A 23,982-nucleotide genomic window follows, 5' to 3' on the forward strand; every position below is an offset into this window, starting at 1 on the left:
CTGGCCCCTGTCCAGTCGAGGATCTGCTCCTCGGAGAGCTCCTCGAGCACGGCCCGGTGGGGCTTCTCTCAAACCCCGGCCGCCTGTCACTCGCGCAGAGGCAACCAGGCGGTGTGTCCGGACCCGTGCCCCAGAGCCGGTGGCAGGTCAACGACACCGAGGTATGCAGCACGAACAAGATGCCCTCCACAGCGGCCCAGTCATCGATCCACGCCGCCTACCGGGACCTCGCGGCGGCGTTAGGGGCGGGATGAGCGGGGCGATCAGCTCCCACAGTCGATCATCCACTGCGGCTTCATCGTGGCCATACAGGAATGGTCAGCCAGCCGGACGAGGGCGATCAACGACCGACCAGGTCTTGAAAACAGATGTACGATAATCGCGATGAGTCACGACCACGGCATGTTCGGTTGGACTTTGTTCAGATACGTCACAGCCCTGGCGTTCGGTCTGGGCGCGGTCGGCTACGCCGCGGGATGGTGGGCGTCCCGCCACCGGGGGCGCTGGCCGATCCACCGCGCCGTGCTGTGGTACACCGGGCTCTTCTGCGCCGGGGTCGGGCTGGTGGGCCCGATCGCTGAAGCCGCCCGCACGAGCTTTCCCGCCCACATGGTCGGGCACCTGCTCTTGGGCATGGTCGCGCCACTGTGTCTGGTGCTCAGTGCCCCGGTCACTCTTGCTCTGCGTGCTTTGCCTGTGGTTCAGGCCCGCGCGCTCTCCTGGGCCCTGCGCACCGCTCTCGTGCGGGCTCTGACCCATCCGGTGGTCGCGGTGGTGCTCAACGTCGGGGGCCTGTGGGCGCTTTACACCACCGATCTGTACGGCATGATGCACACCTCGGTGTGGTTGTATGCGCTCGTCCACGCCCACGTCTTCCTGGCCGGCTATCTTTTCACCGCCGCGATGGTGGGGATTGACCCGAACCCGCACCGGAGCTCCTTCGCCCTGCGGACCGCAGCGCTCATTGGGTTTCTCACAGCCCATTCGATCTTGGCCAAGTGGCTTTACGGCCACCCGCCCGCCGGCGTTGACTTCGCCGACGCGCGAATCGGGGCGCAGATCATGTATTACGGTGGGGACGCCGTGGACGTCACCTTGATCGTTGTTTTCTGCGCCCAGTGGTACACCGCCACCCGCCCCCGTGGAATACCCCTGACAGACACCCATGCACCGCGCTGAGTACACACCCGGCGCCAGCGTCCGTCCAGATCCCTAAGGGAGAATACATCCATGGAGTACTTCGCGGCTGTGCTGCCGTCCATCTGCATCGGCGTCATCTTCTGGCTGATCATGCGTTCGATTTTCCGCGGCGACCGCACCGAGCGCGCCGTCGAATCCGCTTCCCAGGACGACGCAGCACGCTGGTATAAGGACCTCAAGCAACGCGAGAGCGACGCCCTCCCCTTCAGTCCATCCTCCCTCGCCGACAACGAGCCCACGCGCTGACCCCGGGCATCATGTCAGCGGGGGGGCTAGCGGCTGACCGCCTCAGGTGATGGGGAACGCGTCCCCCGCGACGGGGCTGTGGCCCGCCCCGTGACATGCCCGTCGACGGGGCGACCTACGCATCACGGACCCCGTAAGCCAGGACGGCCTCAGATCGTCGGCTGCGGCAGCTCCCGGATCCGCTGATACAGACCACCCGTTGCATCCTCGGATTGTGAAGACGGCGGAGAAGCCGTGACGGTTCACGGTGCGGGAGAGCGTCAACCACACCGACCACCAGCTCGCCGGTGAACCCGTCCACGACTGCCCCACCCGCACCGCCGGTCCCGCGCGGGCAGCACGGCCACCCGGGACACCGAGGCTCACAGCACTCACATCACAGCGATCAGGACAGGGAGGACAGATGACGGATCCGCTCACCGGGCGTGTTCTGGTGGTCGACGATGAGGTCGACCTGGCGGAACTGGTCGCGGAATATCTGCGCAAGGCGGGCCTGGACGTCGAGGTGCGCCACGACGGCACGGACGCGGTGGCCGCGGTGCGGGAGTACGCCCCGGACGTCCTCGTGCTGGATCTGGGGCTACCGGGAATCGACGGGATCGAGGTGTGCCGTCAGGTGCGGACCTTCTCCGACTGCCACGTGCTGATGCTCACCGCCCGCGACGACGAGGTCGACAAGATCGTGGGCCTGTCGGTGGGAGCCGACGACTACGTGACCAAGCCGTTCAGCCCGCGCGAGCTCGTGGCCCGGGTCCAGGCCATGCTGCGCCGGGCCCGCACCCGCCCCGCGCCCACCCCGCCGCCGGCGGGGCGGGCCCAGGAGCTGGTGATCGGGGACCTGGTGGTGGACGAGGCCGCCCGGGAGGTCCGCGTGGGCGGGGAGTCGGTGGCACTGACCCGGATCGAGTTCGATCTGCTGGCCGCCCTGGCGACGCACACGCAGATGGTGCTCTCGCGCCGGCAGCTGGTGGAGATCGTCTGGGACACGCGCTGGACCGGGGACGAACACCTGGTGGACGTGCACATCGGGCGGATCCGCAAGAAGCTCGGCGATGAGGCCGCCAGCCCGAAGTTCATCCATACGATCCGCGGGATCGGTTTCCGGATGGGCACCGGAGAATGAGCAGCACTGTCTTAACAAGCCCGCGCTGGTCCTGGAGCCCGTTGACGGTGCGGTTGATGCTGGCCCAGACCGCGGTGCTGTTGATCGGGTTGATCATCGTGGTCGTGACCGCGGTGCTGGTCGGGCCGAACATGTTCTACCACGAGCTCGTCGAGTCGGGTCACGCCGATGAGGCCCTCGGGCTGGTGCACCTGGAGGACGCCTTCCGCTCGGTGAGTCTCACGGCCCTGGCCATCGGCGGGTTGCCGGCTCTCTACATCGCCGGGCTGCTCACCTTCTACCTTTACCGCACGATCGGGCGGTCCCTGGCCTCTTTCAGCACCGCCGCCGGTGAGGTGGCCGCGGGCAACTACGATGTCCGCGTCACCTCCACCAAGCTGGGCCCGGAGTTCGACGCCCTGGCCTCCTCTTTCAACGAGATGGCGGCCAAGCTCAGCGCGGTGGACACCACACGGCGCCAGATGCTCGCCGACCTAGCCCACGAGATGCGCACCCCACTGGCCAGCCTCAAAGGCCACCTGGAAGGGGTCGAGGACGGGGTGGTCGCCCTCGATGCGCACACCACCGGCATCCTTCACGCCCAGATCACCCGCCTGGAGCGCCTGGCCCGCGACATCCGCCAGCTCACCGCCGCCGAAGAGGGCATGACCCGCCTGCAGCTCACCCCCCAAGACCCGGAGCATTTGGCGGTCCAGGCGGTCGCGGCCATCGAGCCCGACGCCGCCGGCAAGGGTGTGTCGATCACCGCGGTGAGCACCGGCCCGGAGACCGCCCCGGTGCCGCTGGACCCGGAACGGATGGGCCAGGTGCTGAGCAACCTGCTGGAGAACGCCCTGCGCCACACCCCGACCGGGGGCACCATCATCCTGCGCACCGACCACACCGCCGAGGCGGTCACTTACACCGTCACCGACACCGGGGAGGGCATCAGTGCCGAGAGCCTCCCGCACGTCTTCGAGCGCTTCTACCGCGCGAACACCGGCCGGGAGGCCCACCGCGGCGGCTCGGGGCTGGGCCTGGCGATCAGCAAGGCCCTCGTCGAGGCCCAGGGCGGAACCCTGGAGGCCACCAGCGACGGCCACGGCCGGGGCGCCAGCTTCCGGATCCACCTGCCCTACCGTCGCCCCACCGGCTGAACACTGGGAGCACCCGGACCTAAGGCTTGAAAACGACTGCGGGCCGTGCCCGCCACCAAGAGCTTCGGAGCTTGGTGACGGGCACGGCCTGCGGCGGTGCAGAGGCACCTACCTGCGCGAGGTCCCAGTGGTCCCTCCGAGCACGAGCCGGCGGGTGCCTTTCACGCTGAGGCTGACAACCCGTTCCAGCGGGCCCTGGCCCAGGGCGCGGTACCAGGCGACCGCGAACAAGGCCGCCAGCGTCACGTGGATCAGGAACCACAGGTACGGCTGGTCGTAGTGGAGCTCGAAGGACAGGCCCACCAGGTGAGCGGTGTACAGGGTCAGAGTCATGACGCCCATCGCTGCCAGCGGCAGCAGCCAGGCCTCGGCCTTGCGGGCGATCAGCAGGAAGGCCCCGAGCACGGCCAGGCTCACGCCCAGGCTGGCCGCGATCGCCAGCGGGGTGTTGGTGTGCGGGGTGGCGATCGCCAGCCACCACACCGTGGAGGTCGGCAGGGAGTCCGGTCCCCAGATCAGGACCTCGGCGAGTTCCTCCTCACCGAACGAGGAGGCGTCCAGCAGCCGCTGGTAGCCGCCGAAGGCGTAGAGCAGGAAGTAGGAGGTGGCCTGAGCAAAGATCGCGATCCCGACACCGATGACCAGCAGCCGGATCTGCACCTCCTGCTTGCGCAGGTTCAACCGGCCCAGACCCATGCCGACCAGCAGATAAGTCATGTACGGCAGGGCTGGGTAGGTCCCGGTGAGCAGCAACTGGGAGGCCGTGGCCCCCGGCTCCGTCAGGACGGTGGTGAGGGTGGGATTGTAGTTGCTCCAGGCGGGCAGCTCGTTGAGCAGGCCCTGCATCAGCAGCGGGGACACGAGCCCGAAGACCGCCGCGGAGATGAAGAGTACCTTCGGCCCGGCGTGCAGGAAGGGGATTGCCAGCAGGAAGAACACCCCGTAGTAGATTAAGATGTTGTCCGCCGGGGCGTCTTCGGGCATCAGCGTCCCGATCCACAGCCCCACCGCCGCAATCAGCACGGCCCGTATCGCCAGGCCGATCCGGTCGGCGGTCATCGCCTTGCCTTCGTGCGGGTGGCTTCCGCCGGAAGTCAGGGCCAGTCCGACCCCGGCCAGCAGGGCGAACAGGGCTGCGGAGTCCCCGGAGAAGATCCGCCAGGTGAAGCTGGCCTCCCCGGTCTCCTCGTTCCAAGAGGGCAGGATGTGGATGGCCATCAACCCGACCAGCGCCAACCCCCTCGCCGCATCGATCCCCACCAACCGGCGTGTGGGCCGGATCAGTGCATCGTCGAGTCTCCCTGAATCGGTTCTCTCCGCTCGTGACATCGCGCTCATGACTCCCCCTGATCGAGCCGGCCCTTCCAGGGCCAGCGAAGTGTGCGGCCCGTCGGGGGTCGCGTCCATGGCCCCGGGGCATCCGGAGCCGATCTAACTTCAGGGTCTCGTCCACACTTGACGCCCACCTCGCGGGATCCTCAAGATTCCGTCAAGATTCCCACGGAGTTGCGCCGTCGGTGCGTGCCTCCGGCGCCTGCTCGACGTCACAGTGGCCGCAAGAACATCGTCTGCACGGCCAGGGTTTGTCCCGCGCGGCGTCCGATTCCCACGATGGGACCACGGGGGTCGTTGCACCCCGTGGAGCAGCCCGCTCCCGACAGGGCAGGGGGTGGGAGACCAATAAGCGAAACCAGTCGGGCCGGTGGACGGGGAACGAAGCGGTGGGCCGTGGAGGCTTCCGTGTGTGCGGACCATCTAGCGGGCGCAGGCCCCTATGAGTTGAGCCCCCGATAGTGGTGTAGCGCGGTGGCCCTGCTCGTCGTTGCGGACGAGGGCGCGGCCACCGTGAGATCTTTCGAGTTCACCTCTCACAGCACCCTCGAAAGGACATCATCACGATGACCGCTCCTCACATTGTCGACCCCACCGGCCTGCTCGGTGAAGCCCTGTCCGAAGCCTCGCCGGATCTGATGCGCAACCTGCTGCAGACGGTGATCAACGCGCTGCTCTCCGCCGACGCGGACGCGGTGGTCGGCGCCGAGTGGGGCCGACCCGCTCCCGAGCGGGTAACCCAGCGCAACGGCTACCGCCACCGCGACCTCGACACCCGCGTGGGCACGATCGACGTAGCCGTCCCGAAACTGCGGGCCGGCACCTACTTCCCGGAGTGGTTGCTGGAGCGCCGCAAGCGGGCCGAGTCCGCGCTGATCACCGTGGTCGCCGACTGCTACCTCGCCGGGGTCTCGACCCGCCGGATGGACAAGCTGGTGAAGACCCTTGGGATCAACGCCCTGTCGAAGTCCCAGGTCTCAAGGATGGCCGGTGACCTCGACGAGCACGTGGAGTCCTTCCGCCACCGGCCCCTCGGGGACGTCGGGCCGTTCACCTTCGTCGCCGCCGACGCACTGACGATGAAAGTCCGCGAGGGCGGGCGCGTGGTGAACGCGGTCGTGCTCCTGGCCACCGGGGTCAACGGTGACGGCCACCGTGAGGTCCTGGGCATGCGGGTGGCCACGGCCGAGACCGGGGCGGCCTGGAACGAGTTCTTCGCCGATCTGGTGGCCCGCGGCCTGGGCGGGGTCCGCCTGGTCACCAGTGACGCCCACGCCGGGCTCAAGGACGCGATCGCGGCGAACCTGCCCGGGGCGTCCTGGCAGAGGTGCCGCACCCACTACGCGGCCAATCTCATGTCGATTTGCCCGAAGTCCATGTGGCCGGCCGTCAAAGCCATGCTCCACAGCGTCTACGACCAGCCCGACGCGACAGCCGTGAACGCCCAGTTCGACCGGTTGCTGGACTACGTCGCCGAGAAGCTGCCCGCGGTGGCTGAATACCTGGCCGATGCCCGTGAGGACATCCTCGCGTTCACGAACTTCCCCAAGGACGTCTGGGCCCAGATCTGGTCCAACAACCCAGCTGAGCGGCTGAACCGGGAGATCCGGCGCCGGACCGACGCGGTCGGGATCTTCCCCAACCGGCAAGCCATCGTCCGCCTCGTGGGAGCCGTGCTGGCCGAGCAGACCGACGAGTGGGCCGAAGGCCGCCGCTATCTCGGCCTCGAGGTCCTCACCCGCTGCCGGCTCACCACCGTCGCGGACACCGGAAGCGAGGTGACCACCGACCCCCTGACCGCGCTCACAGCCTGACCCTTACACGAAAGATCGCTACACCACTCCAGGGGGCTTGACCAACTGGGCCCCTGCGCCGCCCAGCAATGCAGGGGTCATCGGGTCGCCGGTGACCGGACCCCGGTGCTGGGGGTGGCCGGGGCCGGCGGTAGATTTTCGGCGTTGCCGCCCCGTCCCCTTGTCCACTTTTCGAGGAGCGGCCGTTCAGGAGGTCCTCCATGCCGCGTGTGTTCGGTCAGCCCCTCACCCCCGCTACCGCCGGCACCACCTACGGATCCGATGTCGACGTCCGGCAGGTGGCCCGGTATTCGGGGTTCCGCCCCGAGGTGCAGGGCCTGCGCGCGGTGGCGGTGCTGCTGGTGGTGGTCTACCACGTGTTCCTCGGGCGGGTCTCCGGGGGCGTGGACGTGTTCCTGCTGATCTCCGCGTTCTTCCTCACGCTGTCCTTCGTGCGCAAGCTCGAGGCAGGCCGGCCCCTGGCCCTGGGGCGGTACTGGTTGCACGTGTTCAAGCGGCTGCTGCCGCTGGCGGTGCTCACGATCCTGGCCACCCTGGTGGCAGTGGAGCTGCTCTACCCCGGCTACGACGTCGGACGCTGGCGCGCCGAGGCGCTGGCCTCGGTGTTCTACGCGGAGAACTGGGCGCTGGCGTTGTCCGCGGTGGACTACTACGCGGTGGATCACTCCACGGCCTCGCCGTTCCAGCACTTCTGGTCCCTGTCGGTCCAAGGGCAGGTGTTTCTGCTGTGGCCCCTGGTGTTCGGGGCGGCCTGGTGGCTGCACCGGCGGTTCGGGTGGCGGCCGGTGCCGGTGCTGGCGGTGTTCTTCGCGGCGATCTTCGCGGCCTCCCTGGCCTGGTCGGTGTACTCCACATCCGTTCAGCAGGAGTTCGCCTACTTCGACACCCGCACCCGGTTGTGGGAGTTCGCCCTCGGGTCGCTGCTGGCCCTGGCGCTGCCGTACCTGAATCCGCCCCGGGCAGCCCGGGTGCTCCTGGGCTGGTTCGGGCTGGTCAGCATGGTCTCGGTCGGGGTGCTGGTGGACGTCCAAGGCGCCTTCCCGGGGTGGATCGCGCTGTGGCCGCTGGCCTCGGCGGCGGCGATCATCGTGGCCGGCCGAACCGGGTCCCCGTTCGGGCTGGACCGGATCCTCGCCTCGGCGCCGTTGGTGCGGCTGGGAGACTGCGCCTACGCGCTGTACCTGGTGCACTGGCCGCTGCTGATCACCTATCTGGTGCTGCGCGACCGCCCGATGGCCGGGCCCCGCTCCGGGGTGGTGCTGGTGGTGCTCTCGGTGGTCCTGGCCGTGGTGATCACCCGTTTGGTCGAAGACCGGTTCAAGGCCTGGGCGTGGCCGGAGCAGAACAAGCGGCGCCTGGCGCTCACGGTCGCGGTGAGCCTGGCGGTGGTCGCCGTGCCCGTGCTGTCGCTGCAGCAGGTCCAGGACCGGCGGGCCGCCGAGGTGCTGGCCGCCGCCGATCGCAACAACCCCGGGGCCGCGGCCCTGCTGCCGGGCTTCCAGTACCAGGGTGACCCGGAGGCGGAAGCGATCCCGGTGGTCACCGGCGACTACTACCAGAAACCAGGGCTGGGTGAGCCCTGCCCGGCCGAGCTCGGGATCGCCGACAGCTATCAGCAGTGGTGCTTCGACACCGTCCCCAACGCCGATCCCGCCGCGACACTGATGGTCATCGGCAACAGTCACGTGCACATGTGGATCCCCGCGATCGAGGAACTGGCCAAGGCCAAGAACTGGCGGGTGGTGACCTATATCCGCGGTAACTGCATGTACTCCACCGTCGAGGAACAGGTCGCCGACCACCAGGAATGCGCCCGATGGTTGGAGGGCACCGACCCGGTGATCGAGGCCGTGAACCCGGAGCTGGTGCTGGTCCAGGGCACCCGCAGCACCGATGAGAACGAGGAACAGTTCACCCCCGGGATGGAACAACGCCTCCGTAGCCTGGCGGAGCGCGGCATCCAGGTCATCGGGCTGCGCGACAACGCCCGCTTCGACTTCGTCCCCGCCCAGTGCGCCGTGGACCACGGGGCCGACGCCCCCCAGTGCGCTGCCTCCCACGTGATTCTGGGCCCGGACAGCCCGCTGGACCCGGTGGCCGGCGAACTGGCACAGGTCTCGATGGTCGACCTGGGGGATCTGATCTGCCCCGAAGGCACCTGTGTGCCGGTTATCGGCAACGTGTACACCTACTGGGACAACAATCACCTCACCGTCGAATACGTCCGGACCCTGGCACCCATGTTCACCCAACGCGTCCAGGAAGCCCTCACCAGCGACGGGGCCCCCTACTAACCCCGACCACAAAGCGGGCAGCTCGAAGCCTGGGCGCTGCTGAGCTCGCGGAGATCCGCCTCTAACCGGGCCATATGTAAAGCGATTCCTGGCCAGCTCGACGGTTGGGATCAGGGGTGAGTGGAGAGGTCGGTGCGGTCGCTGGAGAGGATGCTGCGGACGAGTTGCTGCTCGGCGCCAGGACTCTACAGCTGAGCCAGCCGTTCCCGTAGCTGCGCGATCTCCCGGTCCATCGACGGCTCAGCGAGGTTGCTCTGGGCCCAGGCGAAGAACCGCTGCGCCTCATCGAGCAACGAATCGAGGAAGGGGACGGGCTCCACCATCACCCGGGTCTCGTCGGTGGAGAAGAACACCTTGTGCTTGACCGTCTCCAGCACCACCGGCAGCGGCTGGTCCGGGTAGTAGGTCTTCCCGCGGCCGGTGTCCAGGAACTCCTCGACCACATGGAGCAGGTAGCACCACAGCGCCAAGACGTGATCCACCGCCCCGAACGGCAGCAGCTCGGCCCCCTGGTAGCGCAGCCGGATCTCGCCCTCGCTCCAGTCCCGGTCCCGTCGCCGACGGGACTGCCACAGCGCGGCGGCCTCGGCCTCGTGCTCGAAAATGTCCAGCAGGTAGTCCTGAGGATTGGCGGCCACCTTGGCGGGGTCAAAGATCGGTCCGCCCTTGAGGATCAGCGTGGTGCTGCTCAGCCGCGCAGTGCGCTGGTACTGCGCCCACGCCGAGTCACCCGTGGTGGCCGCCCGTGGCTTGCTCACGAGGCGGGCGCCTCGTCGAGTCGGTGCAGCTCGCTCCACAGCGGCGGCCGGCCGCGCAGGAGAAGGAACTGCTCGATCGTCGTCAGGGGTGGACCCGGCAGCTCATCGGTGGCCTCCCACACGCCGTCGCACTCATCGCACACGCGGATGGTCTCGTTCGTGGCGGCCACCTGCCAGGTGGCAAGGACACCGGTGTCACAGACAGGGCACTCATCGGGGTTCATCGCAGCTCCTTCCTTCGGATTCCTCCCGGCCAGGTACCGGGATCGTGATACGGATCGGCCGAGGACCCCGCCGCGCTGTGGCGACAGCGCTCACGAGGTCCTCGAGTGATCAGATTCTGCCCCGGATCACCCCGGCGGCGGAAGACCGCGCCTCTCCCCCCCCGCCGGCAGCGCCCATCCGGGACCGTGTGGGTGCGCCCGGGGGCGGCCCGCCCTGGCTCAGAGGTGAGTGGCGAGAATGGCGCGGCCACGGATGAAGACATCTCGGATGAGCCGTTGTTCCTCGACCGTGAAGCAGGGCCGATATTCCTCCCCGGCAGGGGTGACGCTGGGGAGGTTGTTGCCGAAGAACAGCTTGTCATAGCACTGCTGCCACGCCTCTCCGGTGTCATCGAGGGTGGCCGAGACGCTGCGGGCGATGTCGGCGAACAGATTCCACGCATCCAACACCTGCGCGCAGATCGCCTCAGAGGCGGGAAGCTCCAGCAGCTCCTCGACGTCGTCGAGAACCTGCACGGCCCCATCGCTGTCCTCCAGCTCGAGGCCGTGCCGGGCGGCCACGGTGGTGAGGTCCTCGGTGGTGGAAGCGGTGACGATTCTCCCGTCCAGGACGAGGACCGCGTCGGTGTCCTCGTCAGTGACCTGGGTGCTGTCGTCGGTCTGCCAGATCAGTGCACGGTCGCAACCGTTGAACCGGACCCACACCGGATACGAGAGCCTCATTCCCGCACCCTACCCAGCAGGCGCCGACAGAACGGGCACCCGACTGCCCTGGGCGGGCCTCACACTTCCTCGATGCGCAACTCCGCCAGAGGTGGGTGGTGATCGGCGTCGGCCCAGGTGATCTCCACCCCGCCGGCGTGGCCCTGCTCGTGCCACAGATACACGCCCAAGGCCTCAACCGGGGTGGTGTCGCTGACAGTGTGGAACCACAGCGGACACTCGGTGTTCTCCGGAAGCCGGGGCGTGGTCGGGTCCACGGTGAAGTCGAAACAACCGCAGTCCCGGACCTCGGTGATCACCAAGGAATCGAACTGTTCTTTCAGCACCGGCGCCAACAGACCGCTGTGGAGCAGAATCTGGGACAACAGCCGACGCTGAGACCCGGTCGACGATGTCTCATCCACCCGGACAGCCTATGCACCGCCTGGCCGACCAACGCCCGGCACGCCACGCGTGACCCAGCAAGGCCACCGCAATCGGGCATCCCAATCGCAGTTCCAGGAGGGTCTGTCTTTCGGGCCCGGAAGCCGGCCGTGGACGACGGACCGGACGAGACAGCTCTATGGGCAGGGCACCGAGGAAAAGTGCCGACCGAGGCGCCATTCAAGGCCGTCCACCTCGACTCGCAGGGCCGGCACCGTACCCCGGCGAAACAGCCGCCGTCGCCGTTCGATGCACCCTTCCCCGTGAAGGTAGGCGCGCATGACCAGGCAGAGCCGTCGCAGCTCGGCTTCTTTCTCCGCCTCCACGTCGTCGTAGTCGAAGAGGGTGACCTGAACCTCCAGCTCAGGAACAAAGGCATCCATCCACTCGTAACTGGCCCGGATAATGGCTGCGCGGCCATTATCGGCGCGGCGACTCACCTGCACCCCGTGCAGCCAGGCATCATCGCTGGAGCTCACGGTCGTCACGGCGAACGTCTCGTCGAACACCTCAGCAACGACCCGGTAGAGCATGGCTTTGATGTCGATGGTCATGAGGGGAGTCTCGCAGGTGCTTCCCGCCCCACGGCACGCTGGCGAACCCCCACGGCAACGGCAGGGGCCGGCATTTGGAAGGCGTCGATCCGCCCCGTAGGGAGGACCGGAGAACGCTGGTCTCTGCGATGGTGCCGTGTCATGACCGGGCACCGGAGGGGCGGTGTCAGAATGTGCCGTGACCAAGAAGAGCCAGTCCCGGAAGAAGTTGCTCGCGACTCTGCGCGAGTCCCTTGCCACGGCCACCCCGGTGCGGATCCAGCGGGCGGTGGAGCCCGAGGAGGTGCTGCAGGGGGTGGTCCTGGAGCTCTCGGAAGAGTGGGTGTTGCTGGCTGATATCCGCGACGGGGCCTACCTCGACGGCTACCGGGTGCTCCGCCTGACAGACCTCGTGCAGGTGGTACTGGAGACCACCTTCCTGTCCTTCTTGCACCAGCACAATGTCTGGCCCCCGGCACGTCCCTCCACCGGGTTCGCGCTTTCGGATCCGCGCACGATCATCACCGGCGCTGTGTCTGCGACCGGGGTGGTGTGCGTGTATCGGGAGGCGAAACGGCCCGGGAAACTGTTGATCGGCGTGCCGGTCCAGTGGAGAAAGAAGAGCCTGTGGCTGCTGCCCGTCACGCCCCAGTGCCATTGGGAGCAGCTCATGGACAAGGTCCGGCTCAAGGACGTCACCCAGGTGAGCTTCGGCGGAGACTACGAAACAGCCGTGCTGGAGGTCGCCGGCCCCATGCCGCCTCGGACCCATCCAGTGCCTGACCCGGCGTAAGCCCACCACGGCAGAACCAAACCAGACACCAATCCCAACTGCACGGCCTTGGGCGTGGAATGGTGGGCGGCATCAGGGGCGTAGCTCTACGATCGCGCCCGGCGCCGAAGAACGAGGGCAAACACCGCAGTCAGCGCCAGGATCAACAGCGAAATCCAAAAAAGCCACTGTCCGAGCGGATACATGTCGACGACGACCGGGGGCTGCCCGGCATCTCGATGGGGGTAGCCGCAGAAGAACGTCGGGGGAAGGAACGACATCTCTCCGGTGATGTTCCCCTGATCCGTTGCCCCGAGTGCCTGCGCGCTCTGCGACGGCCCCTCACTGAGGCAGACGTACTGAGGACCGTCCCGGACGGCTACCCCATGTCCGAGCTGATTGAAGCCCCACAGCAACAGTGCGAGCATCGCCACGATCCGGTTGGCGAAACGCCAATCACTGAGCTCCATGCCAGCTCTCGGAGCGATTGAGGTGTCCGGTCCCCGGTAAGCCGGCGCAGGCGTGCTCATGGCCTGAGCCTAGGCCTCAGCGTCCGCACGCCGCCTCAGTCCTGTGATGACCCGCCGCGGCTTCGAGCTCGAGCCCCGCCAGAACGGCCTCGATCACTTCCTATTGGTCCATACGACGTAGCAGCCACCGACTATCGAGGAATGCCCTTTGTCACTCACGGTCCCCATGGGAGCGACCGCTGGCCCGTCGTGTGGCCCGCGCTGAGCTGGCTGCGGCGGCGAAGAATCCGATGGCAACAGCCCACAGCCACACAGCATCGAGGAGGTAACCGATCAGGATCAGTGCGACGGCGACCATGAGCAGGAGCATCGTCTGCGATTTCCACTTCACGGCTTCTCCATGGGTCAAGGGGGTATCGAGATACTGCCGTCTAGCCACGCTACTTAGGCTCTTCGCGCGCGGGAATCGTTACTTGTGGGGACTGCGCAAAGCGCAACCTCCACCGCAGCACGGCCCGCCGCTAACCGGACCATATGTAAAGCCGGGGCTCGGGGCCTCCAGGTGGTTCGGGTGTCTGGGGCACCCTCGGCCTTCCTCGCTCAGTCGTGGTCGACAGGTGCCGGCGGCTGACCGCGGCGGGCGTCCATGACGCGGGCGTGGGCCATCTCCATCCGCCCGACCCACAGGATCGTCGTCCCGAGGATTGGCCCGAACGTCATCGCCGAACCCACCCCGACGAAGACCAACCACGCCAGCGTGGCGACCCAGGTGATGATCCCGAACGCCCAGCCCATGAAGACCCCTCCCTGGGCCTGGGTCTGGTAGTCGTAAGGTGCCGGCAGCGGGTCCGGGTCACCCTCGGTCTCCAGGCGCCGGTGTTTGACGTGCAGCCGTTGCACGCCGATGAAGCACCCGCCCAGGGTGAGCAGCCCGATGATCGCGTTGGAGAACCCGTACCCGCCGGTGGCCACCAACCAGGCCAGCGCGGCCTCGACCAGCTCGTCGGCGACGATGAACCAGAACAGCCACGCGCCCAGCCCCCACAGCCACTTCCGGTCCTTCTTCGGGGCGGGACCCTCACCGGTTCCCGGTGCCACGAACATCGACTGCCCTCTCCCAGGGTCGTGGGCTCACCGTAGCCATGGCCGGGCTCACGTCCTACCGGCCCGGGGACGCGACGGGGTCGGTTCCCTGTGCCCGGGACTTCCGCAACCGGTAGCCCAGCACGGCGGCCGCGGCCAGCAGTCCGGTACCCAGGCGGGGCAGGATCTCCTCGAACCACGGGTGCACCAGCTCCCCCAGCGCCAGCCCGGCCGGCCAGGCCACCACCCCGGCAATGACCAGCAGGATCCGCCGTTTCACCTTGCCCCGGCCGGGACCGTCCTGCGGCAACGGCGCGGTGCGCTCCGGGTGCTCCTGACGGTCGAAGAGCAGCAACGGCAAGGATGCGAAGAGATTGGCGAACATCGTCCGGTATCCCAGGGACGCATCAAAGGTGCTGTCCTCCCCGGCGGGCAGGGTCGCGAAGAAGACCGCCAGGCCCACGACCAGCACCGTCATGGCGGCGACGGTCACCAAGCGTTTCCGGTCCCGGACGAGGACGAGGTCCTGGCCCTTGGACCGGCCGCGGATCAGCCACGCCCCGCCGACGGCAAGCCCGGCTCCCCAGAGGAAGAACCCCCAGATGGTCCACTGCTCGCTGCCGGAGGTCGTGGTCAGGTACGGCAGGGACGAGAGCACGCACACCAGGCTCAGGCCGAGGGTGATGGCCCCGCACAGGGTGCGGAACCACGGGCCGGGCGTGCCGGTGGTGGGTCGTGTTTCGACTGCCATGGTCGGTCCCTTTCGTCGTCGTGATGCGTGGAGGCGGGTCGCGGCGGTGTCACAAGGGCTGCTTCGTTCCTGTCGGTGTCGCGAGGACCGCCGATGGGTGACGAGGTATCACCGGGTGTAGTGCTGGGCGGTGAACCAGTCGCGCAGCGGGGCTCGGAACGCGGTCACCAGCCAGGCGATGTTGACCGCGATGAAGGCGATCCCGAGGCCGATCAGCACGATCGCCCACTGCCCGTAGAGCCAGAACCCGAAGAGGTTGCCCAGGAAGCCCACCGCGCTCAGAATCGCCAGCACAATCCCGAGGATCCGCGCCCAGTTCGCGCCCTTGGACAGGAACACGTACTCCATGACGTAGAGGCCCACCAGCACCACCAGTCCGATCACCCCGGAGGCGATCGAGATCCCGCGCATCTGCTCGACCATGGTGCCGATCTGCCCGGCGTCCTCGGCCGGCACCCCCATCCGCTGGTACATCGCGGCGAAGTCCATGGTGGCGTAGATGACCGTGACGACGACGCCGAGGGCCGCATACAGGGCGCCCGAGGCCACGGTCAAACCCAGCAGCCGTTTGAGCTGTGGTGGCGCCGGCGCAGGGTCGTGCTGCTGCCCGTGACCGTCCCGCGCACGGTCGTGCCCTCCGGGCGGGGTGTAGCGGGGCGGTCCGCTGCGGGCGGGCTCGTCAGGGTGGCCGGGGTTGTCCGGGTTGTCTGGTGGGGTGCTCATGGCCGGTGGTCCTTCGCTGTGCCGGTAGCAGTGCCGCCGGTGGGTGTGGTCATTCGTGGCGCAGGGCAGTGATGGGGTCTTTCCGGGCGGCGCGCACGGCCGGGATCGTGCCGGCGGCGAAGGCGATGGTCAGGACGGCCGCCACGATCAGGGCGATTCTCGGGGCCTGGAAGGTGAACAGGGACAGCCCGGGCAGCCCGGCCAGGAAGCCCTCGGCCAGCACCTGGGTCAGGTAGGTGCCGGCGGCTACCCCGGTGGCCGCCCCGAGCACCGCCCCCAGCAGCCCGATGAATACGGCTTCCAGGGAGAACAGGCCGAAGACCTTGGGTCCGCTCATGCCCATGGCTTTCATCAGCCCGATCTCGCGGGTGCGTTCCTGGACGGACATCAGCAGCGTGTTGACGATGCCCAGTCCGGCAGCGATCAGGGCGATGATCGCGCACGCGTTGAGGATCCAGATGATGGCGTTGATGACGGTGCGGAACATGCCCAGCTGGTCCTCGACGGTCAGCCCGATCATCCCGGCCTCCTCCAGTTGGGCCTGGATCGGTCCGGCCCGGCCCGCGTCGTCCATGATGGCCCGGGCCATGATGTAACTGGCCGGGATCTCCTCGGGGCTGCCGCTGACCTGGTAGGCGTAGAGGCGTTCGTTGAAGGAGGTCGAGGGGATGGGGTTCCTGGACACCCCGGCCAGGCTGGCCTGGGTCACCCCGGAGACGCGGGCGTCGAATTCCTGCTGTTGCCCGGCTTTGTTGGTCATCACGATCTGCACGGTGGCCCCGACGGCCTCCTGGGGTGAGCCGAAGCCGAGGTCGGTGACCCAGGTGTCGGGGATCGCCAGTTCGTCCGCACCCTCGGCCGCGACCGACCCGGAGGCCATCTGCACTCCTTCGGAGTCGACCGGGATGCCCAGGGTCAGCTGGAACCTCTCCTGCCCGGCTTGCAGATAGGTGGGGACCACGTTGTAGACCGGTGCCACCTCCCCCACCCCGTCGATCCCCTCGATGGTGGCGACGTCCTGGTCCGACAGGCCCACGAAGGACACCCCGAACCCGGTGGCGATCTGGGTGGAGTCCGGATCGTATTTTTGCGGCCCCGACCCGGCAGACAGCTCGATCAGCGGCTGGGACTTCTGCACGTACAGTGCGCTGGCGTCACCGAAGGTGGCGACGGTGACGTCGATGTAGCGGTTGACCCCGGTGCCCATCCCCGAGGTCAGGGTCAGGGCACAGGCGCCGATGAACACGGCCACCACGGTCAGCACCGTGCGGATCCGGCCCCGCAGCGTGCTGGTCACCGCGGAGCCGACCAGGTCCCGCCCCCTCACCGGACACCGCCGGTGACCCCGAGGGCGGCCCCGCCCTGAGGGGCGGCCTCTACCCCGCCGAGGCCCGGCCCGGGGACGGTACGGGCCGGTGTCTCCACGATCCGCCCGTCGCGCAGCTGCACCCGGCGGTCGCAGCGGCCCGCCAGGTCCGCGTCGTGGGTGACCACCACCAAGGTGATGCCCCGTTGGCGGTTGAGCTCGAAGAGGATGTCCTGGACCACCGACCCGGTGGCCGAATCCAGATTCCCCGTGGGCTCATCGGCGAAGATCACCGCCGGATCGTTGACCACCGCCCGGGCAATCGCCACCCGCTGCTTCTGCCCCCCGGACAGATCCACCGCCCTGCTGTGGGCCTTCTCCGCCAGCTCCAGGCGCTCCAGGACCGCCAGGCCCCGGCGTTTGCGTTCGGCCGCGCCCACTCCGGCGATCTTCAGCGGCAGCACCACGTTCTCCAGCACCGTCTGGTTCGCGGTGAGGTAGAACTGCTGGAACACGAACCCGAAGGAGGCGTTGCGGACCCGGTTCAGCTCCCGGGCACTCATCGATGCGGTGGGCGACCCGTGCAGGGCCACGGCACCGGAGGTCGGGGCGTCCAGCAGGGCCAGCAGGTGCATCAGGGTGGATTTGCCCGACCCGGACTTCCCCACGATCGCCACCGACTCCCCCGCCTCGATCGCCAGACTCACCCCGCCCAGGGCGGTGAACCCCGCATCACCCTGACCGTAGGACTTCACCAGGTCTTGCACCTGAAGCACCGCGGGCATCATCATTCCTGTTCTCCCCCTCCTCGCACGCCGGCCGGCGACCACTGCGGGCAGTCAACCCCTGAATGGCCGGTGTGGGACGGCGTCTCACCCCCACCCTTCATCATGTGCGAAAGCACACACACGGGGGTATGCGACGCGCGTCCCCACTAAAGGGGTGCCCCCCGATGCCTGCTCGCGCTCTTGCTCCTGACCCCCGTCAGGACGCGGTTCCGGGCGTCAATCCGCCACTGCCCGGAGGCCCCACGACAGCGCGCACCGCCCGGGGCCGCGGTTGTCCGGGCCCAGAGAACAGTCCCGCCCCGCCCCACGGGGCCACGCAGAGACAGGAACCGGAACGAACGTCCCGTACCCGAGGGACACGATGGTCAACCCCAACCGCGACGTGACAGGTCCAGTAGTCAATCGGACCGCGACCCAGCGTGCAGCACGTGCAGATAGCACCAGGCGCGCCGGATCCGGAAGGCGGAACCGATCGCGACCCCCAACGCCCCACAAGAGGCCAACACCCACGGAAACTCCGGCCGGACGAGCTCACCGAGGAACATGCCCAGCAGGACAGCCACCATCACCACAAGCCCCTCGACGATGGCGCAGGCGGCCAGGCCCGCAGCGGTCCGGACGTCGGGATCCGACGGCACGATCCTGAACTTCGGTGCCGAGGACAGCGCCCCCTGCCATCGCACCCTGCTGACCTTCTTGTTGAAACGAGGACGTGGGGCCTGAGCGAAGTAGTGGACGAGCATCAGCAACCCGAAGACGGCCAAGGTAGCCAGGAACCACAGCAGCTCCGGCGCAGCATCGGGCAGGAACCACGCCAGCGCCGGAAAGCTGATCACCGCCACCGCACTTGTCGGCAAGGCGCGCCTGATGAGCTGACCAACCGTGGGGATCGAGAGTCCGCCGGCGGGTCGAATGTCGCACCCAACGGCACCAGCATCCACGTCCACGTTCGCGACGCTACCGCCCAATGTGGGCGGCAGTCTCGGCGCACAAAAGGGGACCCTCATCAGGCTCCGCCCGAAGCCGAACCCCTAGTGCACCCTTTACCGGGGTTGGTGTGGTCAGGTGATGCCCCCTCGCGGAGTGGGCGGCCCCGTACCGACGTCGTTTACGACGTCACGCCCTCGCGCGCCCGCTAGGTGTAGTTCCCCGACACGTTGTGAACGGCTGAGGTAGGCGAAGACCTCCGTGCAGGATGTGGGTCACCACACTCACTGTCCTGAACACGGAGGTCTTCGTGTCCCACGCTAACGCTCCTTTGACGCCGGTGGGCCGGCTACGTCTGGCGGTGCTCATCATCGATCAGGGCTGGTCCATCCGCCGGGCCGCCGAGCGGTTCCAGGTCTCACCGGCCACAGCCTCGAAATGGGCCGGCCGGTACCGGGCCGGTGAGCCACTGACCGACCGGTCCAGTCGACCCCGCAGGTGCCCGCGGCGCCTGGCAGCACGCACCGAGCGGCGGATCATCGCGCTGCGCGTCACCCGCCGGTGGGGCCTGCACCGGATCGGCTACCACCTGGGTCTGCCGCGTTCAACGGTCGGGCGGGTGCTGGCCCGGTACCGGATGCCGCTGCTGACCCAGGTGGACCGGGCCACCGGTTTGCCGGTGCGCCGGTCCACTCCCGTGCGCTACGAAAAGTCCCGGCCCGGGGAACTGGTGCACCTGGACATCAAGAAGCTCGGACGCATCCCCGCCGGCGGAGGATGGCGGGTGCACGGGCGCGGATCGGCACCGGACCGGCAGGCCGGTGTGGTGCGCGACCGCGCCGCACGCGCCGGGGCCCGCGGCTCACGCGGCTATCGCTATCTGCATCACGCCATCGATGATCACTCCCGGTTGGTCTATTCCGAGATCCTCGACGATGAGCGAAAGGAGACCGCTGCCGGCTTCCTGGGGAGGGCCCAGGGTTTCTTCGCCACGGCCGGGATCACCATCATCGCGGTGATGACCGACAACGGGTCCTGCTACCGGTCGCGCACCTTCGCCGCGGCCCTGGGGCAGATCGAGCACAAGAGAACCCGCCCCTACCGGCCGCAGACCAACGGCAAGGTGGAGCGCTTCAACCGCACCCTGGTCGCCGAATGGGCCTACGCCAGCGCATACGACTCCGAGGAATCCCGCGCGGCCACCTATCAGGACTGGCTCCACCACTACAATCACCACCGACCCCACACCGGCATCAGCGGCAACGTCCCCTCAGTCCGCGTTCACAACCTCACGGGGAACTACAGCTAGGCCAGGGCTGGTGTTCTTATGCGATGACTGCCCACAGCAGCAGGAGCACACCAGCCGGTGCGAAAACGCCGGCTAAAACCAGGGGAATACGCGAGAACCTTTGATACTCCCGGACATAGAAGGCCTCCAGCTCCTCGTTGTAGGTGCCCTCCGAACGCTGAATGAACGTCTCCAGAACCGGGCCGACGAAAACACGCGTGACACACAGATAGAGGACCAGCTCAATGCCGGCAGCCAGCAACAGACCATAGGCTAGAAAGTCGGGGAACTCTTGGACATTCTCATAAGCCATGCGAGTCGCCACAAACACAGCAAAAATTGCTACGAACAGGGTCGGGCCCCAGATCATCACCCGGGCTCCCTCGATGGGGCGATCCACCGCCACCTCAGGGTCCCGGCTGTGCCCGGCCCGTGGAGCAGTAGGTCTGGCCCAGCTCTTGAAGATGATGGTCAGCACGAACACGAACATCAGGCCGGTGACAACCATCTCGAGTACTTCCACGACGTCCTTTCGTCGCCCTCCAGAGAATCTGAGGACATCCTCCATTCTTACCGCAAGGTAGAAATATCAGGCCCCTCGAGTTGTCCATACTTTTGCAGGAAGAGTGCTCCCACCCTCAGCCCCACCCCGTTCCAGGTCAGATCGGCCCCCGATGCGCGGGAGGCAACCCCTACCGCAATGCGGCTCGTCGCGGAGTCCACCAAGTCTCCATCAGTCTCTGGGCCTGTGGATCTCCGCTCTTCAAGGCTCTCGGTAGGTCCCCACAAGTGTTCATTCTCGAATGCGAACCACCCCGGTACCGTGGCAGACAGGCAGGGAGGGGCCCATGAACTATCGACGCATGGAGGCCACGTCGCTGCTCGTCTGCGCTGTCTGTGCCGCGGTGCTCGGGTTCGCCACCGGGTGGTTCGACCTCACGGAGACGCAGGCCTTCGTTGTCTGCGCCGTGTACTTGATCGGCGGGCTACCGGCGATTCTCTATCTGCACTTCATCGCCAAGGCTCAGCGGGACTCCTCAAGGACAAGGAATCGGCCCAGGTCCGCGAATCTCCGATACGCGTTGTGGGCTCCACCCGTGGCCATCTGGGTCGTTCTCGCCGTGCGCGCTGACGACCCAGTGACGAGATGGCTATGGGCCGGGGCTGCGGGTCTAGCCGTGGTCGCCGTCGCCATCGACTGGTGGCGACACCGGGCAAAGAGCACTCCACGCACCGAAGGGGCCGAGGACACTTAGAAGTGGTTTCAATAGTTACGGCTGAGGCGTTGAGTGGGGTCGACCAGGCCGGTGATCATGACTGCCATGGCGAGTCAGAGAACGTTCGGACGACTGGTCAGCGACCAGCTGTGGGAGCTGCTGGAACCCTTGATCCCGCCACCCCCGCCGGCGAAGAACGGGCGCACCGGGCGGCCTCGGGTTGATGACCGGGCCGCGCTGGAAGGCATCCTGTTCGTGGCCGAGAACGGCATCGCATGGAAGAAACTCCCCACCGAGCTGGGCTTCGGCTCAGGGATCACCTGCTGGCGCCGACTGCGGGCCTGGCAGGAGGCCGGGGTGTGGGAGAAGCTCCACCACACCGTCCTGGACCAGCTCGGCCAGGACGGGGCGCTGGACTGGTCGAGGGCGTCTTTGGATTCGGTGAGTGTCCGGGCGAAAAGGGGGGTGAACTGACCGGCCCCAATCCCACGGATCGCGGCAAACTCGGCACGAAGTACCACCTGCTGGTCACTGCCGACGGGTTGCCGCTGGCGGTGGCGATCACCGGAGCCAACCGCCACGACTCCATGCTCGTGGAGCCGATCCTGGACGGTTTGAGCCCGGTCAAGGGCCGAGGCCGCGGCCGTCCACGGCGCCGACCGGTCAAGCTGCACGCGGACAAGGCATACGACAACCGACGAGTCCGCCGCTACCTGCGCCGGCGCGGGATCACCGCCCGCATCGCCCGCATCGGGGTGGACTCCAGCGAACGCCTGGGCCGGCACCGCTGGGTGGTGGAACGCACCATCTCCTGGTTGCTGGCCTTCCGTCGCCTGGCCATCCGCTACGACCGCAGTGCTACCACCATCACCGCTGTGGCGACCCTGGCCATCACTGTCATCTGCGCACGGCGTCTGCCCCGGAAAGACTATTGAAACCACTTCTTAGGGACTCGTACTCCGGACATCCGGAGCTCCACGATGTGCCGCGAACTGTCATCGCAGCTCTCGAGCACAAGACGTACCACCAGATGGGGGAAGATGCGGAACTACTTCTTCACGATCGCGATGGGGCTGTGCGTCCTGATTGGGGTCGTGAGCCTGGGAACCACCAGCAATCCAGGAACGGCGTTGATGGCGCTTTTCGCGGCCACGCTGGGCTTGTTCGGGGTGGGGCTGGGGCTCTATCAGATCCGGGCTTCTCACAAAGCCGGCCGGACCCTGTCCATCTTCGGGCCCCCTGCCGGCCTGGAGGAGTACCAGCGGCGGGGACCACGCCACGGGACGCGCGGGGAGAATTGGTTCGGTGTCTTCATGGGCACCTGGATTGCCGCCTCGTCCCTGTGGCGCCTGGACGATGGGTGGAATGCGCTGGACATGATTTTTTTCAGCCTCGCGCTGGTGATCGTCCTGGTGTCTATCGTCCGACTGGCCCTGCTCCGTCGAACCAAGCAGACCCCGCAGGCCACGTCGCACTCCGCGACAGCACATACTTTCGGACACCCCAACAACCCTCACGACTGACACCACCCTTCAGACGGTCGAAGAAGACCTTCCCTCGCGCCGCCCCGGTTCGGTTCCACGCTGCCGAGCGGCGAGGACCCCATGCCGACCTCGCCGAGTACTAGATAGATGGTGCAGAGGCTGTAGCGATGCACCGCCTTGGTTCTCAGGACGGGGCTCGGGCGTGCCGAGCATCACCCGCGGAGGCAACGCTCCCCGTAGGCTGATCTCGTGCTGCACCTCCTCATCGACACCTCTACATGTCTCGACCTTGCGCAACGTCGAGATGGGCAGCGCTGGATCGTCGCTCTGCGGGTACTCATTTGTCAGGGAGAGGTGAAGCTGCTGGTTCCGCCCGTGGTCATTGAGGAGTTCGACCGCAACGAAGCCCGCGTGCAGGCGGCGATGACGTCCAGCATCGCGGGCCGGTTCAAGCAGATCCGCCATGACCTCGTGACCTACGGCAGCGACGACGATGCTCATGCCGTGGAGGTCATCGAAAACCTCGGCCGGCACCTCCCGCTCGTCGGCGCGATGACGACCCGGAACTTCCGGGATATCCGTGAGCTCCTCGTCGCCGGTCAGATCGTCGAGCAATCAGAGGCCGAGATAAAGCGCGTCGTCGAGCGGGGGTTGAGAAAAGCTGCGCCCTTCCACAGCGGGAAGAACAGTGTCGCTGACGCCGTCATATTCGAGCTTTACCAGATCGCCACACAGGGAGCGGACCTCGCGGAGCACCCGCACGCCTTCGTCACCACCAACCACACCGACTTCTCTCGGGCGAATGGCGATAAGCGGGAGCCGCATGACGACATTGCGGATGCGTTCGACGGAACCGGTAGCCGATACGCCCTTGGGGTGGACGGCCTCGACGTGGTCCTGCGCGACTACTTCGGTGAGGAGATCGAGGAGCTTTTCGAGGAGACTGACTTCCAAGAAGAGCCCCGTCGGCTGGACGACATCGTCGCCGCGGAGAAGGAGATGTTCGACCGTATCTGGTACCACCGGTCCTTGCAGGCCGACTACCGCGCCGAACGGGAAGGGGACGCGGAGGAGCTCGAGCGCAACCAGGCCGTCGCCGGCCCCGGCCGTGCAAGGGTCGAGGCTACCTATACCGAGCCCGGGCAACTCGGGCCGTACACGGACTTCGAAATCGGGGTGCTGAACGGGAAGATGAGCGCGCTGCGGTGGGTGCTGGGTAGCGAGTGGGACTTCCTCGACACCTGATCCGCCGTACGTAAGCCGGACCCCATCCGAGTCACTGCACGCCTGTTCGCTCAGTAAGCAACCGCGAGGCGTTGTCATGCCCGATTACCCCGCCCGGTGAAAAGCCCGCTCAGGTGCGTCAT

At 67.3% G+C, this 23,982-nt stretch carries 27 protein-coding genes; 12 read left to right on the top strand and 15 right to left on the bottom strand.

The genetic code is table 11. The features are described 5' to 3' along the window. The first annotated feature begins 384 nt into the window (after window positions 1-384). The 4 genes from ABEA06_RS03015 (at window position 385) to ABEA06_RS03030 (ending at window position 3,705) form a co-directional block, all read left to right on the top strand. Window positions 385-1,179: a cytochrome c oxidase assembly protein gene (locus ABEA06_RS03015; protein ID WP_095650768.1), complete on the top strand. Its 795-nt coding sequence runs from the start codon at window positions 385-387 to the stop codon at window positions 1,177-1,179. 51 nt (window positions 1,180-1,230) lie between these two features. After that, the gene (locus ABEA06_RS03020; RefSeq protein WP_095650769.1) at window positions 1,231-1,446 is read left to right on the top strand and encodes a hypothetical protein; all 216 of its coding nucleotides are present in this window, start codon (window positions 1,231-1,233) and stop codon (window positions 1,444-1,446) included. 403 nt (window positions 1,447-1,849) lie between these two features. Next, complete coding sequence (locus tag ABEA06_RS03025) at window positions 1,850-2,569, top strand: response regulator transcription factor (RefSeq protein ID WP_095650770.1); 720 nt, start codon at window positions 1,850-1,852, stop codon at window positions 2,567-2,569. Beyond that, window positions 2,566-3,705 (top strand): sensor histidine kinase, encoded by a 1,140-nt coding sequence (locus ABEA06_RS03030; protein ID WP_238663208.1) that lies wholly within the window; start codon window positions 2,566-2,568, stop codon window positions 3,703-3,705. Before ABEA06_RS03025 ends, ABEA06_RS03030 begins: the two co-directional genes overlap by 4 nt. A gap of 108 nt (window positions 3,706-3,813) precedes the next feature. Here ABEA06_RS03030 and ABEA06_RS03035 read toward each other — a convergent pair whose 3' ends face one another. Continuing rightward, window positions 3,814-5,043: a heparan-alpha-glucosaminide N-acetyltransferase domain-containing protein gene (locus ABEA06_RS03035; RefSeq protein ID WP_238663207.1), complete on the bottom strand. Its 1,230-nt coding sequence runs from the start codon at window positions 5,041-5,043 to the stop codon at window positions 3,814-3,816. Between the two features lie 560 nt (window positions 5,044-5,603). Here ABEA06_RS03035 and ABEA06_RS03040 point away from each other — a divergent pair. After that, window positions 5,604-6,851, top strand: a complete 1,248-nt coding sequence (locus tag ABEA06_RS03040; RefSeq protein WP_109223276.1) for an IS256 family transposase — start codon at window positions 5,604-5,606, stop codon at window positions 6,849-6,851. A 200-nt stretch (window positions 6,852-7,051) separates the two neighbouring features. Next, window positions 7,052-9,145: an acyltransferase family protein gene (locus ABEA06_RS03045; protein ID WP_109222922.1), complete on the top strand. Its 2,094-nt coding sequence runs from the start codon at window positions 7,052-7,054 to the stop codon at window positions 9,143-9,145. Window positions 9,146-9,330: 185 nt separating this feature from the next. Here the strand turns inward: ABEA06_RS03045 and ABEA06_RS03050 are convergent, their stop codons facing one another. The 5 genes from ABEA06_RS03050 to ABEA06_RS03070 form a co-directional block, all read right to left on the bottom strand. Then, window positions 9,331-9,903, bottom strand: coding sequence for a hypothetical protein (locus ABEA06_RS03050; RefSeq protein WP_109222923.1), 573 nt, complete (start codon window positions 9,901-9,903; stop codon window positions 9,331-9,333). Beyond that, window positions 9,900-10,127, bottom strand: coding sequence for a zf-TFIIB domain-containing protein (locus ABEA06_RS03055; RefSeq protein WP_109222924.1), 228 nt, complete (start codon window positions 10,125-10,127; stop codon window positions 9,900-9,902). Before ABEA06_RS03055 ends, ABEA06_RS03050 begins: the two co-directional genes overlap by 4 nt. A gap of 219 nt (window positions 10,128-10,346) precedes the next feature. Next, window positions 10,347-10,850: a hypothetical protein gene (locus ABEA06_RS03060; protein WP_129701468.1), complete on the bottom strand. Its 504-nt coding sequence runs from the start codon at window positions 10,848-10,850 to the stop codon at window positions 10,347-10,349. 59 nt (window positions 10,851-10,909) lie between these two features. Further along, window positions 10,910-11,254, bottom strand: a complete 345-nt coding sequence (locus tag ABEA06_RS03065; RefSeq protein ID WP_129701466.1) for a hypothetical protein — start codon at window positions 11,252-11,254, stop codon at window positions 10,910-10,912. 156 nt (window positions 11,255-11,410) lie between these two features. Then, window positions 11,411-11,827, bottom strand: coding sequence for a hypothetical protein (locus tag ABEA06_RS03070; protein WP_109222927.1), 417 nt, complete (start codon window positions 11,825-11,827; stop codon window positions 11,411-11,413). 178 nt (window positions 11,828-12,005) lie between these two features. Between ABEA06_RS03070 and ABEA06_RS03075 the strand changes: the two genes are divergently transcribed. Next, the gene (locus ABEA06_RS03075) at window positions 12,006-12,599 is read left to right on the top strand and encodes a hypothetical protein (RefSeq protein WP_109222928.1); all 594 of its coding nucleotides are present in this window, start codon (window positions 12,006-12,008) and stop codon (window positions 12,597-12,599) included. 86 nt (window positions 12,600-12,685) lie between these two features. On the opposite strand, the gene ABEA06_RS03080 is transcribed toward ABEA06_RS03075, so the two are convergent. The 8 genes from ABEA06_RS03080 to ABEA06_RS03115 form a co-directional block, all read right to left on the bottom strand. Beyond that, window positions 12,686-13,108, bottom strand: a complete 423-nt coding sequence (locus ABEA06_RS03080) for a hypothetical protein (protein ID WP_129701464.1) — start codon at window positions 13,106-13,108, stop codon at window positions 12,686-12,688. A 151-nt stretch (window positions 13,109-13,259) separates the two neighbouring features. Continuing rightward, a complete protein-coding gene (locus tag ABEA06_RS03085) occupies window positions 13,260-13,439 on the bottom strand; it encodes a hypothetical protein (protein ID WP_109222930.1) in 180 nt (59 codons plus the stop codon). Between the two features lie 209 nt (window positions 13,440-13,648). Next, window positions 13,649-14,152, bottom strand: coding sequence for a hypothetical protein (locus ABEA06_RS03090; RefSeq protein WP_109222931.1), 504 nt, complete (start codon window positions 14,150-14,152; stop codon window positions 13,649-13,651). A 55-nt stretch (window positions 14,153-14,207) separates the two neighbouring features. Next, a complete protein-coding gene (locus ABEA06_RS03095) occupies window positions 14,208-14,882 on the bottom strand; it encodes a hypothetical protein (protein ID WP_109222932.1) in 675 nt (224 codons plus the stop codon). 108 nt (window positions 14,883-14,990) lie between these two features. Beyond that, on the bottom strand, window positions 14,991-15,605 hold the full coding sequence (locus ABEA06_RS03100) for a hypothetical protein (protein ID WP_129701462.1): 615 nt from the start codon (window positions 15,603-15,605) through the stop codon (window positions 14,991-14,993). Window positions 15,606-15,654: 49 nt separating this feature from the next. Then, on the bottom strand, window positions 15,655-16,902 hold the full coding sequence (locus ABEA06_RS03105; RefSeq protein WP_249033839.1) for an ABC transporter permease: 1,248 nt from the start codon (window positions 16,900-16,902) through the stop codon (window positions 15,655-15,657). A 26-nt stretch (window positions 16,903-16,928) separates the two neighbouring features. Further along, entirely contained in the window at window positions 16,929-17,699 is a 771-nt protein-coding gene (locus tag ABEA06_RS03110) for an ABC transporter ATP-binding protein (RefSeq protein ID WP_345310523.1), read from the bottom strand. A 398-nt stretch (window positions 17,700-18,097) separates the two neighbouring features. After that, on the bottom strand, window positions 18,098-18,646 hold the full coding sequence (locus tag ABEA06_RS03115) for a hypothetical protein (RefSeq protein ID WP_129701460.1): 549 nt from the start codon (window positions 18,644-18,646) through the stop codon (window positions 18,098-18,100). Between the two features lie 290 nt (window positions 18,647-18,936). Here ABEA06_RS03115 and ABEA06_RS03120 point away from each other — a divergent pair, with 290 nt between their 5' ends. Continuing rightward, entirely contained in the window at window positions 18,937-19,935 is a 999-nt protein-coding gene (locus ABEA06_RS03120) for an IS481 family transposase (protein ID WP_109149413.1), read from the top strand. A gap of 16 nt (window positions 19,936-19,951) precedes the next feature. Here the strand turns inward: ABEA06_RS03120 and ABEA06_RS03125 are convergent, their stop codons facing one another. Continuing rightward, window positions 19,952-20,437, bottom strand: coding sequence for a hypothetical protein (locus ABEA06_RS03125; protein ID WP_109149407.1), 486 nt, complete (start codon window positions 20,435-20,437; stop codon window positions 19,952-19,954). A gap of 325 nt (window positions 20,438-20,762) precedes the next feature. On the opposite strand from ABEA06_RS03125, the gene ABEA06_RS03130 reads away from it, so the two are divergent. The 4 genes from ABEA06_RS03130 to ABEA06_RS03145 all read left to right on the top strand — a co-directional run bounded on the left by ABEA06_RS03130 (window position 20,763) and on the right by ABEA06_RS03145 (window position 23,860). Continuing rightward, window positions 20,763-21,170 (top strand): hypothetical protein, encoded by a 408-nt coding sequence (locus ABEA06_RS03130; protein WP_129701458.1) that lies wholly within the window; start codon window positions 20,763-20,765, stop codon window positions 21,168-21,170. Between the two features lie 66 nt (window positions 21,171-21,236). Then, a protein-coding gene (locus ABEA06_RS03135; protein WP_375545531.1) for an IS5 family transposase occupies window positions 21,237-22,066 on the top strand; the annotation gives its coding sequence in 2 pieces (ribosomal slippage) (window positions 21,237-21,602 and window positions 21,605-22,066; 828 coding nt in all). 159 nt (window positions 22,067-22,225) lie between these two features. Beyond that, a complete protein-coding gene (locus ABEA06_RS03140; protein WP_129701456.1) occupies window positions 22,226-22,654 on the top strand; it encodes a hypothetical protein in 429 nt (142 codons plus the stop codon). 210 nt (window positions 22,655-22,864) lie between these two features. After that, the gene (locus ABEA06_RS03145; protein WP_109149411.1) at window positions 22,865-23,860 is read left to right on the top strand and encodes a PIN domain-containing protein; all 996 of its coding nucleotides are present in this window, start codon (window positions 22,865-22,867) and stop codon (window positions 23,858-23,860) included. Window positions 23,861-23,982 lie beyond the last annotated feature (122 nt).

The organism is Kocuria gwangalliensis (assembly GCF_039544365.1).
GTDB lineage: Bacteria > Actinomycetota > Actinomycetes > Actinomycetales > Micrococcaceae > Kocuria > Kocuria gwangalliensis.

Coding starts and splice junctions, on each gene's coding strand:
- ABEA06_RS03080 (WP_129701464.1), bottom strand. CDS start 13,108: ATGAGCACGCCTGCGCCGGCTTACCGGGGACCGGACACCTCAATCGCT.
- ABEA06_RS03030 (WP_238663208.1), top strand. CDS start 2,566: ATGAGCAGCACTGTCTTAACAAGCCCGCGCTGGTCCTGGAGCCCGTTG.
- ABEA06_RS03060 (WP_129701468.1), bottom strand. CDS start 10,850: ATGAGGCTCTCGTATCCGGTGTGGGTCCGGTTCAACGGTTGCGACCGT.
- ABEA06_RS03130 (WP_129701458.1), top strand. CDS start 20,763: ATGAACTATCGACGCATGGAGGCCACGTCGCTGCTCGTCTGCGCTGTC.
- ABEA06_RS03020 (WP_095650769.1), top strand. CDS start 1,231: ATGGAGTACTTCGCGGCTGTGCTGCCGTCCATCTGCATCGGCGTCATC.
- ABEA06_RS03095 (WP_109222932.1), bottom strand. CDS start 14,882: ATGGCAGTCGAAACACGACCCACCACCGGCACGCCCGGCCCGTGGTTC.
- ABEA06_RS03055 (WP_109222924.1), bottom strand. CDS start 10,127: ATGAACCCCGATGAGTGCCCTGTCTGTGACACCGGTGTCCTTGCCACC.
- ABEA06_RS03025 (WP_095650770.1), top strand. CDS start 1,850: ATGACGGATCCGCTCACCGGGCGTGTTCTGGTGGTCGACGATGAGGTC.
- ABEA06_RS03015 (WP_095650768.1), top strand. CDS start 385: ATGAGTCACGACCACGGCATGTTCGGTTGGACTTTGTTCAGATACGTC.
- ABEA06_RS03070 (WP_109222927.1), bottom strand. CDS start 11,827: ATGACCATCGACATCAAAGCCATGCTCTACCGGGTCGTTGCTGAGGTG.
- ABEA06_RS03090 (WP_109222931.1), bottom strand. CDS start 14,152: ATGTTCGTGGCACCGGGAACCGGTGAGGGTCCCGCCCCGAAGAAGGAC.
- ABEA06_RS03040 (WP_109223276.1), top strand. CDS start 5,604: ATGACCGCTCCTCACATTGTCGACCCCACCGGCCTGCTCGGTGAAGCC.
- ABEA06_RS03035 (WP_238663207.1), bottom strand. CDS start 5,043: ATGAGCGCGATGTCACGAGCGGAGAGAACCGATTCAGGGAGACTCGAC.
- ABEA06_RS03110 (WP_345310523.1), bottom strand. CDS start 17,699: ATGATGCCCGCGGTGCTTCAGGTGCAAGACCTGGTGAAGTCCTACGGT.
- ABEA06_RS03045 (WP_109222922.1), top strand. CDS start 7,052: ATGCCGCGTGTGTTCGGTCAGCCCCTCACCCCCGCTACCGCCGGCACC.
- ABEA06_RS03100 (WP_129701462.1), bottom strand. CDS start 15,605: ATGAGCACCCCACCAGACAACCCGGACAACCCCGGCCACCCTGACGAG.